At 71.3% G+C, this 15,129-nt stretch carries 16 protein-coding genes; 5 read left to right on the forward strand and 11 right to left on the reverse strand.

The features are described from left to right. Positions 1-2: 2 nt before the first annotated feature. The 4 genes from ABD875_RS10830 to ABD875_RS10845 all read right to left on the reverse strand — a co-directional run bounded on the left by ABD875_RS10830 (position 3) and on the right by ABD875_RS10845 (position 3,816). Entirely contained in the window at positions 3-902 is a 900-nt protein-coding gene (locus ABD875_RS10830) for a glycosyltransferase family 2 protein (protein ID WP_345175747.1), read from the reverse strand. After that, positions 899-1,798: a glycosyltransferase family 2 protein gene (locus tag ABD875_RS10835; protein ID WP_345175752.1), complete on the reverse strand. Its 900-nt coding sequence runs from the start codon at positions 1,796-1,798 to the stop codon at positions 899-901. Before ABD875_RS10835 ends, ABD875_RS10830 begins: the two co-directional genes overlap by 4 nt. A gap of 195 nt (positions 1,799-1,993) precedes the next feature. After that, positions 1,994-2,419 carry a hypothetical protein gene (locus tag ABD875_RS10840; RefSeq protein ID WP_345175759.1) on the reverse strand — a complete coding sequence of 142 codons (426 nt, stop codon included), beginning with the start codon at positions 2,417-2,419 and terminating at the stop codon, positions 1,994-1,996. Between the two features lie 50 nt (positions 2,420-2,469). Further along, on the reverse strand, positions 2,470-3,816 hold the full coding sequence (locus ABD875_RS10845) for an LCP family protein (RefSeq protein WP_345175765.1): 1,347 nt from the start codon (positions 3,814-3,816) through the stop codon (positions 2,470-2,472). 219 nt (positions 3,817-4,035) lie between these two features. On the opposite strand from ABD875_RS10845, the gene ABD875_RS10850 reads away from it, so the two are divergent. Beyond that, positions 4,036-5,259 carry an LCP family protein gene (locus tag ABD875_RS10850; RefSeq protein ID WP_345175771.1) on the forward strand — a complete coding sequence of 408 codons (1,224 nt, stop codon included), beginning with the start codon at positions 4,036-4,038 and terminating at the stop codon, positions 5,257-5,259. Further along, the gene (locus ABD875_RS10855; RefSeq protein WP_345175780.1) at positions 5,256-6,131 is read left to right on the forward strand and encodes a crotonase/enoyl-CoA hydratase family protein; all 876 of its coding nucleotides are present in this window, start codon (positions 5,256-5,258) and stop codon (positions 6,129-6,131) included. The genes ABD875_RS10850 and ABD875_RS10855 overlap by 4 nt, the downstream gene beginning before the upstream one ends. On the opposite strand, the gene ABD875_RS10860 is transcribed toward ABD875_RS10855, so the two are convergent. Genes ABD875_RS10860 through ABD875_RS10870 form a run of 3 tightly spaced genes read right to left on the reverse strand, consistent with a single transcriptional unit; the run spans position 6,128 to position 9,712 of the window. Then, positions 6,128-6,454 carry a plasmid stabilization protein gene (locus ABD875_RS10860; protein WP_345175785.1) on the reverse strand — a complete coding sequence of 109 codons (327 nt, stop codon included), beginning with the start codon at positions 6,452-6,454 and terminating at the stop codon, positions 6,128-6,130. The two genes, ABD875_RS10855 and ABD875_RS10860, sit on opposite strands and share 4 nt — an antisense overlap. Before the next feature lie 18 nt (positions 6,455-6,472). After that, positions 6,473-6,961, reverse strand: a complete 489-nt coding sequence (locus ABD875_RS10865; protein WP_345175793.1) for a DUF1269 domain-containing protein — start codon at positions 6,959-6,961, stop codon at positions 6,473-6,475. A gap of 27 nt (positions 6,962-6,988) precedes the next feature. After that, a complete protein-coding gene (locus ABD875_RS10870) occupies positions 6,989-9,712 on the reverse strand; it encodes a cation-translocating P-type ATPase (protein WP_345175800.1) in 2,724 nt (907 codons plus the stop codon). A gap of 200 nt (positions 9,713-9,912) precedes the next feature. On the opposite strand from ABD875_RS10870, the gene ABD875_RS10875 reads away from it, so the two are divergent. The 3 genes from ABD875_RS10875 (at position 9,913) to ABD875_RS10885 (ending at position 13,389) form a co-directional block, all read left to right on the forward strand. Beyond that, positions 9,913-10,347, forward strand: coding sequence for a DUF6325 family protein (locus ABD875_RS10875; RefSeq protein WP_345175808.1), 435 nt, complete (start codon positions 9,913-9,915; stop codon positions 10,345-10,347). Between the two features lie 38 nt (positions 10,348-10,385). Then, positions 10,386-10,679 (forward strand): SHOCT domain-containing protein, encoded by a 294-nt coding sequence (locus ABD875_RS10880; RefSeq protein ID WP_345175816.1) that lies wholly within the window; start codon positions 10,386-10,388, stop codon positions 10,677-10,679. Positions 10,680-10,755: 76 nt separating this feature from the next. Continuing rightward, complete coding sequence (locus tag ABD875_RS10885) at positions 10,756-13,389, forward strand: winged helix-turn-helix domain-containing protein (RefSeq protein ID WP_345175821.1); 2,634 nt, start codon at positions 10,756-10,758, stop codon at positions 13,387-13,389. On the opposite strand, the gene ABD875_RS10890 is transcribed toward ABD875_RS10885, so the two are convergent. From ABD875_RS10890 to ABD875_RS10905, 4 genes are all read right to left on the reverse strand, one after another. Then, complete coding sequence (locus ABD875_RS10890) at positions 13,390-13,599, reverse strand: hypothetical protein (RefSeq protein ID WP_345175827.1); 210 nt, start codon at positions 13,597-13,599, stop codon at positions 13,390-13,392. A gap of 15 nt (positions 13,600-13,614) precedes the next feature. Then, the gene (locus ABD875_RS10895; RefSeq protein WP_345175834.1) at positions 13,615-14,091 is read right to left on the reverse strand and encodes a DUF6325 family protein; all 477 of its coding nucleotides are present in this window, start codon (positions 14,089-14,091) and stop codon (positions 13,615-13,617) included. A 30-nt stretch (positions 14,092-14,121) separates the two neighbouring features. Further along, positions 14,122-14,520 (reverse strand): SHOCT domain-containing protein, encoded by a 399-nt coding sequence (locus ABD875_RS10900; protein ID WP_345175842.1) that lies wholly within the window; start codon positions 14,518-14,520, stop codon positions 14,122-14,124. 135 nt (positions 14,521-14,655) lie between these two features. Beyond that, positions 14,656-15,087, reverse strand: a complete 432-nt coding sequence (locus ABD875_RS10905) for a DUF7144 family membrane protein (protein ID WP_345175848.1) — start codon at positions 15,085-15,087, stop codon at positions 14,656-14,658. Positions 15,088-15,129: the final 42 nt, after the last annotated feature.

The following is a 15,129-nucleotide window of genomic DNA, read 5'->3' on the forward strand; positions in this document are numbered from 1 at the left end:
GGTCAGTCTACGGATCGAGACGGTCCGACCCGCATTCCCCGCGCGTCGCGCATGGCGCGGATCACATTGGCCGCCTCCCGACGCCCTCCCCGCACCGGGCTGAGCAGCACGACGGCGGCGGTCACCAGCCACGGCTTCAGGCGAACGAGGGCGTTCTCGCCGTACCGCAGGTGCACGACGAACAGGTTGCGGTACATGTAGTACCCCTTCCACCCGCTCAGGTCGTGCTGCTGGTCGAAGTCGAGCTGGCGGACCAGCACCGCGTCGCGCACGGCCCAGATCCGGTAGCCGGCCCGCTGGGCGCGGACGGCGTAGTCGACGTCGTCGTAGAAGATGAAGTACGACGGGTCCGGCAGCCCGATCGCGGTCACGACCTCGCGGCGGATCATGAAGCCCTCGAACGCGACGTTCTGCACCTCGACCCGCTCGGGCATCGCGACCCGGCAGTCGTAGCGCGAGTCGACCGACTCGGTCTTGGGGCGGATCGCCAGCGGGTTGCGCAGGTCGAACCGGGTCGCGGCCTTCTCGACCAGCCGCCCGTCCAGGTCCTCGCGCACGGCGATCAGGCACGCCTCGTCCTGGGCGAGGAGCACGTCGAGGCAGTCCGGCGCGGGCACGACGTCGTCGTCCATCAGCCAGATCCGGTCGAAGCCGCCGTCGTACGCCGCCCGCACGCCGCGGTGGAAGCCGCCGGCGCCGCCGAGGTTGTCGTCCGTGCGGATCATCTCGAGGCCGGCGTTGGTCGCCGCGGCCAGCACGTCGGGCGTGTGGTCGGAGCTGGCGTTGTCGACGACGATCACGGCGTCCGGCTGCCGGTGGAGGGCCTCCAGCCCGGTCAGCATCCGCGCCAGCAGGTCGGCGCGGTTGTAGGTCACGACGACGACGGCGACCGTCTCGCTCATCGGAGGTACCTCCGATGACCGGTGAAGTCGCCGCGCAGCCCGGCCCACGCCCCGCGCGCGCTGAGCGCGATCCGGCCCGGCTGCGGCCGGGTGAGCAGGTAGAACCAGACGGTCTTGAGCCAGAACAGCAGCACGTGCGGCCAGCCGCGGTAGTCGCGCAGGTTCACGGTGTTGTTGCGGGCCATGCAGTAGGCCTTGAGCTCGCTGGGGCTGTGGTTGTACGTCGTCCGGCCGAACATCATCGGCGTGCCGAGGTCGCCCACGGACGGGTGCCGCACCTGCGCGGCCACGATCGTGGCGATCCGGGCGCCGGCGGCCTCGGCGCGGAGGCGGTACTCGTGGTCGTCGCCCCAGATGAAGAACTCCGCGCGGGGCAGCCCGATCCGGTCGACCAGCTCCCGGGTCACGAGCACCCCGTTGAACGGGATCACGATGTCGTCGATCCGGCCGTCGCGGGCGGCCGCCGCGACGTCGGCCAGCCGGTGGACCACCGCCGTGCCGCCGGGCAGCCGGATCGGGAACACCAGCCGCTCCGGCTGTGCCTCGTCGACCACCAACGGCCCCCAGAAGTCGAGGTCGCGGTGCTCGAGCAGCGTCGCCAGGCAGCCCTCGTCGGGCAGCCCGTCGTCGTCCATCAGCCAGGCCAGGTCGGCGCCGCGCTCCATCGCCCACGCGAGCCCGTCGTGGAAGCCGCCCGCCCCGCCGCGGTTCTCGGTGAGCGTGCGGACGCGCACCCGGTCGTCGGCCAGCGCGGCGAGCCACTCCCCCGTCCCGTCGGTCGAGGCGTTGTCGACGACCAGGACCTCGGTGAGCTCGGGTACGTCGGTCAGGCGCTCGACCAGCCGCTGCAGCAGCCCGAGCCGGTTGAAGGTGACCACCACCGCCGCGACACGCACGGCGACCACCCTAGGGGGCGACTCTGTGCGGAACGCGCGCGGATCTGGTGGTTTCGAGGCTCAGGCGCCAGGGCGCCTTCGCACCTCAACCACCGACAACGGTGGTTGAGGTGCGAGCGGAGCGAGCCTCGAAACCACCGACAACGGTGGTTGAGGTGCGAGCGGAGCGAGCCTCGAAACCACCGTGACGGGCGGTTACGAGCCGCACTCCGTCAGGCCGAGCTCGTTCGCCAGGGAGTTGGCGTCGCCGAACACGTCGGAGTCCGACAGGATCAGCGACGGGTCGTCGCCGAGCTGGTCGAGTCCCTCCTGGAGGTCGGCGAGCATGTCGTCGAAGTCGTCCTGGGCGTCCTCGGGCGGGGTCAGCTCCTCGAGCGAGTCGTGCTGGTCCTGGATGTTCGGCACCAGGACGTCCTGGACGAACCCCTCGACGTCCTGCTCGTTCTCGGGGTCGATGTCGCCGGACGCCTCCTCCAGCTCCGCGTTGGCGTCGGCGCAGATCTTGTCAGCCTGCTCGACGAACTCCTCCTGGCTGAGGGGCTCCTCGTCGGAGCCGCAGCCGGTGACCAGCAGGCCGCCGGCGAGCGTCAGTGCGGACAGGAGCAGCGCGGGTCGTCTCATGGGGCTACGTAACCGGACTGCACAGCCCCTGTCGAGGGGGTCGAGACCAGTCAGCAGGCAGCGCCGAGGTCGTCGGACTGGTTGGCGGCGTAGCCCTCGCTGAGCGAGCCCAGCGAGCCACCGGTGACGCTGTCGGTCCGGTGCTTCTTCTTGGCCTTGGCGCCGTCGCCCTCGGCCTGGTCGATCGCCTCGGCGACCTTGCTCCGCACCAGCGCGATGTCGGGCTCGGCGGTGTTGATCATCGGCGGCACCAGGGAGAGCGTGGAGATCTTCTGGCCGCGGGCCTTGAGCGCGAGGTCGATGAACCGGTCGACCTCGCTGGCCGGGATGTTCGTGGAGATCATCGCGGAGCTCGCCTTGGCGATCTTCTGGAAGTTCCGTACGGCGGTCTGCGGGCTGACCTGCTGGAGCATCGCGTTCATGACGCACTTCTGCCGGGCCATGCGCGAGTAGTCGTCGGAGTCGTAGCGGGCCCGGGCGAACCACAGCGTCTCGAAGCCGTCGAGCTTCTGCACGCCCGGCTCGATGTGGCTGTAGAAGGAGTCGTGCGGGAGGCCGACCGGGATGCTCTGGCGCACGTTGAGGGTCACCCCGCCGACGGCGTCGACGAGGTCCTTGAAGCCCTCGAGGTTCACCATCGCCCAGTAGTTGATCTTCAGGCCGGTGATCCCCTCGATCGCCATGATCGTGGCGTCGACGCCGGGGTTCTCCGAGTCGGGGAACAGCTCGGTGTTGTCGCCCGCCCAGGTGGCGACGCCGTTCAGGTAGTCGGCGTCGAAGCCGTCCGGGAACTGCTCGGCCATCACCGAGTCCTTGGCGAACGGGAAGTTCTGCATGTTGCGCGGCAGCGAGATCAGGACGGTCTTGCCGGTCTCCTCGTCGATGCTGGCCACCGTCATGGAGTCGGGGCGCAGCCCCCAGCGGCCGGCTCCGGAGTCACCGCCGAGCAGCAGCACGTTGTAGCGGCCGTGGTGGGCGTCGGACGCCTTCCCGTCGCCGAACATCGTCAGCATCAGGTCGCGCTGGACACCGACCAGGTGCGCGCCGAACAGCAGCGTCCCGGCGACCGCCAGGCACAGCACGCCGTTCACGCCGACCACCGCGCGGCGGTGGCCCATCGCCAGCGAGAGCGGCTGGCCGATCCGCCAGGCGTCGAAGAACAGCAGCGCCCATCCGATCGCGAGTCCCATCAGCACCAGCCGCAGCCAGAACAGCGCGGCGGTGTCGGTCCCGAGCCGGAAGAAGAGCTGGTGGTGGAACAGCCCGGCGACCATCGTCGCCAGGAACACGACGACGACCACGAACCAGGTCCGCAGCGCGATCCAGCCGACCCGCCGGTTGCCGGCCACGATCTGCGCCGAGCCGGGAAGGACCAGCGTCGCGAGCATCAGGGCCATCGCGCGACGGAAACGGACCCGCGCGGCGCGGTCGCCGGCGGTGAGCTGTGACCCGGGGGAAGGAACGGGTGGCATCGAGATGCCTCCATGCAAGAGATGCCGAACGGGGAAGAGTGGTGCTGACCGTCAGTATCACCAGTCACACCCGTCACATCCGGGCACGACGCGCCGGGAGCCCTCACCGGATCGGGTTGCGGCCGGGGCGGTACCGTCACGGCCATGACCGATCGTCCCCGGGGAGACGGCACACCCGAGGACGGGACGCCCGAGTACCACTGGCTCTACGGCAGCGAGGGCGGCACGCCCCCCGCCGAGCCGCGTCCCGACGAGACCCGGGTGATGCCGGTGCAGCCGCGTCCCGACCAGCCCTCGCCCCCGGGAGATCCCGCCGTGACCGCGCCGACGTACGAGCCGCCGCCGCTCCCCCCACCGCCTCCCGGTCAACCGCCGACCCCGACCCCGGGCGGCGGCCAGCGCCCGCCGCGCCGGCGCGGCGGCGTCAAGCGGGCCGTGCGGATCGTGCTGCTCCTGCTCGTCGCGTGGCTGGTCTACCTCGTCGCCGTCCCGTTCTTCGCGTGGACCAAGGTCGACGGGGTCGCGTTCGAGCCGAAGGGCCAGCGACCCGACGACCAACCGGGTACGACCTACCTCATGGTCGGCAGCGACTCGCGCGCCGGACTGTCGGCCGAGGAGCGCAAGAAGTACGGAACCGGCAACGCGTCGGGCCAGCGCACCGACACGATCATGCTGCTGCACACCGGCGACGGCCCCAACCTGCTGATGTCGATCCCGCGCGACTCGCTCGTCGACGTCCCGGGCTACGGCACGACCAAGATCAACGCGGCGTACGCGTTCGGCGGCCCGAAGCTGCTGGTGCGCACGATCGAGCAGAACACCGGCATCCGGGTCGACGAGTACATCGAGATCGGGCTCGGCGGGCTGGCCGGCGTGGTCGACGCCGTGGGGGGCATCGAGATCTGCCCGACCGAGGCGATGAAGGACCCGCTCGCGGACCTCGACATCGAGAAGGGCTGCCAGGAGGCGAACGGCGAGGTGGCACTCGGGTACGCGCGCTCGCGGCACACGTCCAACATCGGCGACATCGAGCGGGTCAAGCACCAGCGCGAGGTCGTGGCCGCGATCGGCGACGAGGTGATGTCGCCGTGGACGTTCGTCAACCCGGTCCGCTACTGGCGGCTGTGGAACGCCGTGCCGGACTTCTTCGCGTTCGGTGAGGGCATGGGCCCGTTCCAGGCCGGCCGCTGGGCGATGGCGATGACCAGCGTCGACCTGAGCTGCGTGGTCCCGATCTCCGACCTCGCGGTCCACTGGGACCCGGACCGCTCGGAGCAGCTGTTCGGCCTCATCCGCGAGGACAAGACCGGGGACGTCCCCAAGGGCCTCTGCACCCCCACCGGGCTCCCGAAGAGCGTGACCGGATGAGCCGGGCCCGCTACGAGACCCTGGCGTGGGACGTCGACGCCGACGGCGTCGCCACGCTGACGCTGAACCGCCCCGACCAGCTCAATGCGTTCGACCTGACGATGGCCGGCGAGCTTGAGCAGCTCTTCCGCACCGACGCCCACGCCGACGACGTCCGCGCGGTCGTGGTCACCGGCGCGGGCCGGGCGTTCTGCGCCGGCATGGACCTGTCCGCCGAGGGCAACGTGTTCGGGCTCGACGAGTCGCTGCGCCCGACGGTGGCGGAGTTCCGGGAGTCGTACGACGCGGCGCCGTACGACGCGGGGGTGCGCGACACCGGCGGCAAGGTGACGCTCGCGATCCACGCGCTGCCGAAGCCGGTGATCGCGGCGATCAACGGGCCGGCCGTCGGTATCGGCGCCACGATGACGCTCGCGATGGACCTCCGGCTCGCGTCGACCAGGGCGCGGATCGGGTTCGTGTTCGGGCGGCTCGGCATCGTGCCGGAGGCCGCGTCCACGTGGTTCCTGCCCCGGATCGTCGGCATCCAGCAGGCGCTGGAGTGGGTCTACTCCGCCGACATCCTCGACGCGGACGCCGCGCTGGCGGGACGCCTGGTGCGCAGCCTGCACGAGCCTGACGACCTGGTGCCCGCGGCCCAGGAGCTCGCCCGGTCGTTCGTCGTCGGCCGCTCGGCGACAGCGCTGGGCCTCGCCAAGCGACTGCTCTACCGCAACAGCGCGGTGGCCGACCCGCTCGAGGCCCACCTGTCCGACTCGCTGGCGATGTACTGGTCGTCGCTCGGCGACGGCAAGGAGGGCGTGGCGGCGTTCCTCGAGAAGCGCGCCCCGGAGTTCTCCGGCCGCGCGTCCGAGCTGCCCGACGTCTTCTAGCGGCCGACGGCCTTCTCGAGCTCGGCCTTGTTCATCTTCGAGCGGCCCTTGATCCCCTTGCGGCGGGCCTCCGCGTAGAGCTGGTCGCGGGTGCGTCCGCCCGCGCCCCGGTGGGAACGCAGGCCGCCGCGGCGACCGGACGAGATGTCATCGGTCGACGTGCGGCTGGCCTGCTCGGCCTCACCGTGCCGCGCCCGCTCTTTGTTCACGGTCCGGGCCGCGATCTCCTCGGCCTCGTCCTCGCTGCGGCCCCGGTCCTCGAGGCCCTCCTTGATGTGCTCGTACTGACGTTCCCGCTTCTTCGACCACTGTTGCTGAGGCATGCAGAAGCCGTACCCGGTTCACTGACCGCCGAACGTCTCCATCAGGGTCTCGCGCTCGGCCTCGGTCAGGTTGGTGCTGATCAGCGTCTTGTCCAGGCCGCGGAGGCGCTCACCGAGGCGATCGAGGTCGCCCTCGTCGGTGACGAGGAACAGCGCCGAGGAGCCTTCGACGACCTCCTTGCGGATCCGCTCGAGGTCGCCCTTCGTGATGCCGGTGCCGTCGGTGGCCTTGCTCAGCGCACCGATCGCCGCTCCCACCACGCCGCCGACGACAGGCACCAGGAACAGCGAGCCCGCGACGACACCCCACAGTGCGCCCCAGCCGGCACCCCGCTTCGGGTCGTCGTGCTTGTGCTTGGTCGTCGGCTTCGCCTCGCCGACCGGCCAGCTCACGACGGCGTGGTCGACGATCTTCACCAGCCCTTCGGAGGCCGCGGACTCCAGGACCGACTCCGCATGCTCCGCTCCGGCCGGGTCGTCGAACTTCCACACGGTGAACGTCGTCATCTCTTGTCTCCTTGGGTGGGTTGGCTGTCAGACGGGCTCGGGGTCGGGGTCGAGGCGGCGGACGACCACCTTGATCAGCTCCTCGACCACGACGATCGAGAGTGCGATGCCGATGCAGATGCACCACTGGTCGAACGTCAGCGCGGTCGTGCCGACGATGCGGGCGAGGAAGTCGATGCCGGTCACCGCCACGATCGCCAGCAGCGCGAGGCCGTAGCGGCGCAGCTGGACGACGGCCGGGATCGCGTCTCGGTCGAAGATCGTGTTGCGCTGGTCGCGGCTGAGCAGCGCCGCGGCGAGGTGGAAGACCGAGAGCGTCGTCAGCAGCATGGTGCTCGCCAGCACCGCGTTGCCGTCGATGTCTCCGATTGCGCCGTCGCCGATCTGGTAGGCGAGCAGCGCACCGACGGTCATCACCGCGCCCTGGACGCAGAGCCGGATCCAGTTGTTGCGCGACAGCACCGGCGCGGATACCGGCCGCGGCGGTCGCGACATCAGCCCACGCGCGGGCTGGTCGAAGCCGAGCGCGATCGCGAGCGGGATGTCGACGACCATGTTCAGCCACAGGATCTGGTACGGGTTGAGCGGCGCACCGCTGGCGATGCCGAGGATGCCCGCCCCGATGAAGATCGCGATGTAGGCGACCAGCGTCGACATCTGGAAGCGCAGGTACTTCAGCAGGTTGTCGTACAGCGTGCGGCCGTAGGCCACCGCGCCGACGATCGTCGCGAAGTTGTCATCGGTCAGGATCATCACCGCGGCCTGCTTGGAGACCTCGGTGCCGGTGATGCCCATCGCGACACCGATGTCGGCCGACTTCAGCGCCGGCGCGTCGTTCACGCCGTCGCCGGTCATCGCGACGATGTTGCCCTTCTCCTTCAGCAGCCGGACCAGGCGCACCTTGTCCTCCGGCGCGACCCGCGCCACCACGCCGATGTCGTCGATCTCCGTGCGCAGCTGCTCGTCGCTCATCGCGGCGAACTGGGTGCCGGTGATCGCCCGGCCCTCGATGCCGAGCTCGGCCGCGATGGCCCCGGCCGTGGTGGCGTGGTCACCGGTGATCATCCGGACCCGGATGCCCGCCGTCCGGCACTCGGCGATCGCCGCCTTCGCCTCGGGCCGGGGCGGGTCCACGATGCCGACCATCGCGAGCAGGGTGAGCTCCTGGACCAGCGGCAGCAGGTCACCACCGGCCTGGACGACGCCGGGCTCGAAGTCGCGCTGCGCGACCACCATGACCCGCTCCCCCGCGTTGGCGATCGCGTCGTTGGCCTCGAGCGCGAGGTGCCGGTTCTCCTCGGTGATCGCGATCAGCGACCCGTCGGGGTGCCGGAACGTCGTGGCGCGAGCGATCAACACGTCCGGCGCGCCCTTGACGTAGCAGCGCACCACCGGGCGACCGTCGTCGGCGGTCATCTCGTGGAACGTCGCCATGAACTTGTAGTCGGAGTCGAACGGCACCTCCGCGACGCGCGGCAGGGCCGCCCGCGTCTCGGTGATGTTCAGCCCGCCCTTGGCCCCGAGCACGATCAACGCTCCCTCGGTCGGGTCGCCGATCAAGGCCTCGCCGTCCAGCACGGCGTCGGCGCAGAGCACCATCGGCAGCAGGTACGGGTCGAGGTCGATGCGCTGGCCGCCGACGTGGTTGAGCTCCCCGACGGTGCTGTAGCCCTCGCCGGTGACCGTGTAGCGGTTCTGCCCGGGGATCACCAGCTCGCGGGCGGTCATCTTGTTGAGCGTCAGCGTGCCGGTCTTGTCCGAGCAGATCGCCGAGGTGGAGCCGAGGGTCTCGACGGCCGGCAGCCGCTTCACGATCGCGCCCCGCTCGGCGATCTCCCGGGTCCCCATCGACAGCAGTGCGGTGACGACCGCGGGCAGGCCGGTGGGGATCGCGGCGACCGCCAGGGCGACACCGGTGATGAAGAGGGTGTCGAAGTCCAGGCCCTGCGCCCGGCCCAGCAGCACGACGAGCACCAGCGCGACGCCGGCGATCGAGGCGATGATCTTCGACAGCGAGTCCAGCTGCCGCTGCAGCGGCGTCTTGGTGGCCTCGGTGTTCGCGAGCATGTCGGCGATGTGGCCGATCTCGGTGCCCATACCCGTGGAGGTCACGACCAGCTCGCCACGTCCGCGGGTCACCGAGGTGTTCATGTACGCCATGCAGGTGCGGTCACCGAGCGGTACGTCGTCGCCGGGCACCGGGTCGACCGACTTCCCGACGGGGAGGCTCTCACCGGTGAGCGCGGCCTCCTCGATCTCCAGCGTCGCCGCCAGGACCACCCGGCCGTCGGCGGGGACCAGGTTCCCCGCCTCGACGAGCACGACGTCGCCAGGGACCAGGTCGCTCGCGTCGATCTCGACCGCCTGGCCGTCGCGGCGTACCCGGGCGATGGTCTTCATCATCTGGGCGAGCGCCTTCACGCTCTCCTCGGCCTTGGCCTCCTGCCGCAGGCCGATGATCGCGTTGAAGACCGTCAGGCCGGCGAGCAGCACCGTGGTGGCGAGCTCCTGCACCACGACCTGGTTGACGACCGCGGCGCCGAGCAGGATCAGCTGCATGAAGTCCTGGTACTGGCGCACGAACGCCTTCCACCCGGGCTCCTTCTTCGCGGCGGCCAGCTGGTTCGGGCCGTGGGAGGCGAGCCGGGCCGCGGCCTCGGCCGCCGAGAGCCCCTGGGCCGGGTCGACGCCGAGGCCGCGCGCGACCTCGTCCGCCGGCACGGCCACCGGGTTCGCCACCTGTCCTGGCATGGCGACAGCATCCTGGGTCGACATCGGTGCTCCTGTCCGGTCCGAAAGTCCAGCCACCCGATTCTCGGGAACATCCGGGTGGTGCCGCCTCACCCAATTCAGGGTGGGTTGGCCAACCCCACCCCGCCCGGGGTGAATGCGAACCACCCTCCCTCGTGGCACGTTCGAGCCTCAGACCTGTCAGCCGTGGAAGGGGAGAGATGACCGACCAAGACGTGGGGCCGATCGACTACCTGGTCGTGGAGTTCCCGGGAGCCCAGCTCAAGGGTGAGGCGCTGGCCGCGCTCATCGACCTCGTGGAGCAGGGAATCATCCGCATCCTCGACCTGGCCGTGGCCATGGTCGGCGACGACGGCTCCTTCACCGCCGTCGAGATCACCGACCTCGACGGGGACGGCACGCTCGACCTCGCCGTGTTCGAGGGCGTCTCGTCCGGGCTGCTGGACGACGACGACCTGGCGGAGAGCGCCGCGCTGGCCGAGGCCGGCAGCGCGGTGGGGCTGCTCGTGTACGAGAACACCTGGGCCGGCCCGTTCGTCTCGGCCCTGCGCCGAGCCGGTGCGGACGTGATCTCCAGCGGGCGCATCCCCGCCGACGAGGTCATCGCCGCGCTCGACGCCCTCGAGAACGCCTGAAGCAAGAAGGGAAGTGCACCATGGGACTTGTTGGTGGAATGGCACGCACCGCGGTCGTGGCCGGTACGGCGACCGCCGTGTCGAACCGCGTCTCGCGCCGGCAGGCCGGCCGCTGGGCCGCACAGGAGCAGCAGCAGTACGCCGCTCAACCGCAGTACGCTCCCCCGCCGCAGCAGCAGTACGCCCCGCCGCCCCCGGCCCCGGTCGAGGACGACGCTCCGTCCGGTGACGAGCTGATCGCCCAGCTCGAGAAGCTCGGCGACCTGCGCGACAAGGGCATCCTCACGCAGGCGGAGTTCGACGCGCAGAAGGCCAAGCTCCTCTACCGCTGACGCCTGCTGGACGCGCGGCTGTCGTCACCCGATCCGGGTGACGACAGCCGTTCGCGCGTCGATCTAGGTTCGAGCCATGCGGCAAGGTGGGCGGGCACCGTCCGGGTCTCCCGGAACGCGCCTGGCCTCGCCGTTCTTCCGCTCGAAGTTCCGGGTCCCCACCGTCCCGGACCACTACGTGCCCCGTGACCGGCTCGTCGACCTGCTCGACGACCTCGCCGACTACGCCGTCACCGCCCTCGTCGCGCCGGCCGGAGCGGGCAAGACCGCCCTCGCCTCCGACTGGGTGCGCCGCGGTCGCCGTCCCAGCGCCTGGCTCGCGCTCGACGAGTCCGACCGCGACCCCGCGCAGCTGTGGACCGCGCTCATGGCCGCCCTCGACACGCTCTCGCCGGGCGTCGGCGACCGGGCCACCGCCCTGGTGCCCGGAGCGATGGTGCCCGGAGCGGTCGAGCTCGACGACGTCGGCCGGGTCCTCGCCGACGACCTCGAGCTCGTCGACGCCCCGCCCAGCGTGTTGGTCGTCGACGACGTGCACTGCCTCGACGAGGATGCCGGCGCCCAGGCCGCGCTGGCGTCGTTCGTGGAGCACAAGCCGGACTGGCTGCACGTGCTGCTGCTGAGCCGGCGCCGCCTCCCGCTGCCGGTCGAGCGGCTGCGCGCCGCCGGGGTCCTGGCCGACGTCGAGTTCGACATGCTGCGCTTCCGGGAGGACGAGGCGATGGCGATGCTCAGCGCGCTCTGCCCGGACGCGCCTGCCGAGATGCTCCCGACGCTCGCCGGCCGCGCCGACGGCTGGGCCGCGGCCCTCCAGCTGACCGCCCTGTCGATCCGTTCCCAGCGGGGCCGGCAGCTGGCGGAGTCGAGCCCGACGGCCGCGAGCGACCCGTCCGACCGGCTCGTCGACGAGTACGTGTGGCGCGAGGTGCTGCGGACCGAGCGGCGCGAGCTGATCAGCCTGCTCCTGGCGATCGCGGTCGTCGACCGGGTCAACTACGGCCTCGCGGAGGCGCTGACCGCCCGGCAGGACGCCGGCGACCTGCTCGAGGAGGCCCGGGCCCGCGGCCTGTTCGTCACCAGCCTCGACGCGGGTGGTTGGTTCGAGGTCCACGGGCTCGTGCGCGACATGCTGCTCGCCGAGCTCGAGCGCCGTTCCCCGCAGACCCTGCGCGAGCAGCACACCCGGGCGGCACGCTGGTTCGAGAGCATGGGCGACGGACCCGCAGCGGTGGAGCACTGGTTGGCCGCCGGTGACGCGCCGGCGGCGCTGCGGCTGCTCTCCGAGATCGCCCTTCTCCTCTCCGAGTCCGGACGCTCCGCGACCATCGCGCGGGTGCTGGACGCGATCCCGGCCGACGTCAGCAGCGCCGACTCGGAGTCCCTGGTGCGCTACGCGTGGTGCCGGCTGTTCGTCGACCGGGCCGGGTTCCTCGACGCGCTCGCGGCGGCCCGGACGGCCGACGACTCGCGGCTGCTGGTCCTGAGGTCGGCCGAGCGCTTCCTCGCCGGCGACTGGGCGGGCTCCGAGGCGCTCGCCCGCCAGGCGCTCGACGAGCTCGGTGACCAGGTCTGGCAGGACCCGGTCGGGCGCGCCGCCTGGAGCCTGGTGGCCCACGGGCTCGCGCTGGACGAGAGCTGGAACGACAGCGGGCGGCTGGTCGGCGAGGCGCGGGTCGCGGTCAGCAACGACGCCGGCCGCCGGGTGGCGTTCGAGGGGACCCGCGCGCTCGGCCTGGCCCTCAGCGGCCACCCGCTCGACGAGCTGCGGTCCGCGGCCGGCGTACGGCACATCGTCGACGCGACCGCGCTGGCCACGCTGCGCACCGAGCTCGGCCTCGCCGACGCGATCGTCGCCCGCGAGGTCGGCGACCACGACCGTGCCGAGCAGAGCCTGAGCCAGCTCGCCGCGCAGCACACCTACCCGTTCTCCTTCGTGCCGCTCCTGGCCCAGCTCGAGCTGGTCGAGATGCGCCTCGGCGACGGCCGGCACGCCGACGCCGCGGCGGCGTTCGCCGAGGCCGTCGCGATCTGTGCGGAGCAGTTCGGCGGGCCGATCGCCCGGCTCGGCCGGGTCGGCGTGCTGGTGCACCTCGCCGCGGACGATCTCGAGGCGGCGGATCAGTGGGCCCGCCGCGTCGACGACCCGTTCTGGGGGCCGTGGTGCCGGGCGAAGGTCGAGCTCGCGCGTGGCCGGAACGCCGAGGCCGGCGACCTCCTCGCGCAGGCGCTCCCCCGCTGTCCGCGCCACCACGTGGTCCACGACCTGGTGCTCGCCCAGACCGTCGCCGCGGAGAGCAGGGAGGCCGCGGCCAAGTACGTCGCGGTCGCGGTCGAGCTCGCGGCCGAGCACGGCATGCTGCAGTCGGTGGCCGCCGAGGGGGCGACCGTGCTGGAGCTGGTCGAGCTCACCGCGTGGGCGGTCTCGGACGGCTGGATGGACCGGCTGCGCCGGCTCCTCGTCTCCTCGTGGGAGGCGCAGGTCCCCCGGACCGGCCTGGTCGAGGACCTCACCGAGCGGGAGCGCGACGTGCTGCGACTGCTGCCGAGCCGGCTGTCGCTGCGCGAGATCGCCGCCGAGCTCTTCGTCTCGCAGAACACGCTGAAGTTCCACCTGCGGGTGATCTACCGCAAGCTCGGTGTGAACTCGCGTGCGGAGGCCGTCGACACGGCCCGACAGCTGAGGCTGCTCCCGCGCACCGCCGCCGGCTAGCTAGGGCGTGTCCCGGTGCAGCCGGCGCTGCTGCTGCTCGAACTCCTCCTCGGAGAGCAGCCCCCGGTCGACGAGCGTCAACAGCTCGCGGACCTGGTTGGAGCGTCGTACGTCGACCTCGGGCATGAACTGGTCGGCGGTCACGTCCACGACGGGACGACGGCGCAGCACGCCGAGCAGGTGGGCGCGTGAGGTGGCGACCCGCTCCATGATCGGTCCCCTTCTCTAGGTGGTGTCGACGGACCGGCGCCCGGCCGCCCGCAGGGACTGCGCGATCCGGTGCCGCGGGATCCGCTCGCCGCCGACGATCCGGCCGCCACCCTGGCGGGCGGCGTCGGCGAGGAGGTGGGCCCAGCGGTCCTCGACGACGAGGATGAGCGCGGTGGTCGACGGCTTCAGAGCGCCGCACGCCAGCGCGATGTCGTCCTCACTCAGCAGGCCGCCCACCTCGCCCTCGACCCCGCGCAGGGCCGCGAGGCCGGGCACGGACTCCGCCTCGATCGAGGTGTAGTGCCCCTCGGCGTCGGTCACCACCGCGACCAGGTCCAGGATCCGGATCCGCGCCGCCTCCACGAGCTCCTTGAGGGCCCCGGCGATCGACGCCGTCGCCGACAGGCCGCCGAGCGTGATCACGACGTACTCGACCAGGTCGAGGTCGGGCAGGTCGACAGCACGGCGAAGCTCGCCCTCGTCGTCGACCATGCCCCACCCCGTCCTCGTCCGGTGCCGAGCTCACGCCAGCAGCTTGGCCTTCGCCGCGGCGAACTCCTCCGCGGTGATCGCGCCACTGGCCTGCAGGGCCGCGAGCTTCTCGATCTCCTCGGCGGTGCTCGTCGAGGAACCCGTCACGTTCTGCACGTACGCACGCATCTGGTCGTCCCTCGCCTGGGCGTCGCGCACGGCGTGCTCGCCCATCTTCTTGCCCCGGGCGATCAGGTACACGAACACGCCGAGGTAGGGCAGCACGATCACGAAGACCGTCCAGAGGCCCTTGCCCCAGCCGGAGAGGTCGTCACTGCGGAAGATGTCGCTGAAGACCGCGATGAGCAGCCAGATCCAGATGAAGAACAGGAAGAACCAGAGCATGGACAAGAAGACGTCCCCGTTGCCGAACTCCCATGCAGTGATCACGTTGTGCCTCCAAGCGTTGTCAGCCGGCGCTCACGCCGGCGTCGCGGGCTGCCGTTGCTCCGGCAGTGTCGGTCCATCGTCGAGACGGACCGGGTAGGTCCGCACCACCCCGGCCGGGGTAGGAGCGGGACCGGGTCAGGGGCGCTTGTGGCCCAGTTGCAGGCACAGCGCCCAGATGATCAGCGCGTCGAACGCGATCACCACCAGCGACCACAGCGGGTAGTGCGGGAGCGCCGCGAAGTTCGTGAGCATCGACAGGCTCACGACGATGATGCCGCACAGCCACGCCCACGCCTGGCCGGCGAGGATCCCGATCGCGACCGCGGCGGAGAGCACCCCGACCACCAGGTGCACCCAGCCCCACACGGTCATGTCGAGCTTGTAGAGATAGTCGCTGCCCGCCGCGTACAGGTCGTCGTTGGCGATCGCGGACAGTCCCTGGAGGATCTCGAAGGACGCGCTGACCAGCATCAGCACGCCCGCGAACATCGTCGTGAAGTCGGTCAGGGCGCCCTTGGTCGAGTACTCGAACCCACCGGGCCGCCCGTCGAACGGGTCACTGCTCATCGCGCCATGGTCGGCGCGTCCCGGGTGGAGCCGCATCACCCC

Source organism: Nocardioides caricicola (assembly GCF_039541135.1).
Taxonomy (GTDB): Bacteria; Actinomycetota; Actinomycetes; order Propionibacteriales; family Nocardioidaceae; genus Nocardioides; species Nocardioides caricicola.

Excerpts from the sequence above, each read along its gene's own strand:
- ABD875_RS10830 (WP_345175747.1), bottom strand. The coding sequence starts at position 902 with ATGAGCGAGACGGTCGCCGTCGTCGTCGTGACCTACAACCGCGCCGAC.
- ABD875_RS10840 (WP_345175759.1), bottom strand. The coding sequence starts at position 2,419 with ATGAGACGACCCGCGCTGCTCCTGTCCGCACTGACGCTCGCCGGCGGC.
- ABD875_RS10845 (WP_345175765.1), bottom strand. The coding sequence starts at position 3,816 with ATGGCCCTGATGCTCGCGACGCTGGTCCTTCCCGGCTCGGCGCAGATC.
- ABD875_RS10850 (WP_345175771.1), top strand. The coding sequence starts at position 4,036 with ATGACCGATCGTCCCCGGGGAGACGGCACACCCGAGGACGGGACGCCC.
- ABD875_RS10855 (WP_345175780.1), top strand. The coding sequence starts at position 5,256 with ATGAGCCGGGCCCGCTACGAGACCCTGGCGTGGGACGTCGACGCCGAC.
- ABD875_RS10860 (WP_345175785.1), bottom strand. The coding sequence starts at position 6,454 with ATGCCTCAGCAACAGTGGTCGAAGAAGCGGGAACGTCAGTACGAGCAC.
- ABD875_RS10865 (WP_345175793.1), bottom strand. The coding sequence starts at position 6,961 with ATGACGACGTTCACCGTGTGGAAGTTCGACGACCCGGCCGGAGCGGAG.
- ABD875_RS10870 (WP_345175800.1), bottom strand. The coding sequence starts at position 9,712 with ATGCCAGGACAGGTGGCGAACCCGGTGGCCGTGCCGGCGGACGAGGTC.
- ABD875_RS10875 (WP_345175808.1), top strand. The coding sequence starts at position 9,913 with ATGACCGACCAAGACGTGGGGCCGATCGACTACCTGGTCGTGGAGTTC.
- ABD875_RS10880 (WP_345175816.1), top strand. The coding sequence starts at position 10,386 with ATGGCACGCACCGCGGTCGTGGCCGGTACGGCGACCGCCGTGTCGAAC.
- ABD875_RS10885 (WP_345175821.1), top strand. The coding sequence starts at position 10,756 with ATGCGGCAAGGTGGGCGGGCACCGTCCGGGTCTCCCGGAACGCGCCTG.
- ABD875_RS10890 (WP_345175827.1), bottom strand. The coding sequence starts at position 13,599 with ATGGAGCGGGTCGCCACCTCACGCGCCCACCTGCTCGGCGTGCTGCGC.
- ABD875_RS10895 (WP_345175834.1), bottom strand. The coding sequence starts at position 14,091 with ATGGTCGACGACGAGGGCGAGCTTCGCCGTGCTGTCGACCTGCCCGAC.
- ABD875_RS10905 (WP_345175848.1), bottom strand. The coding sequence starts at position 15,087 with ATGAGCAGTGACCCGTTCGACGGGCGGCCCGGTGGGTTCGAGTACTCG.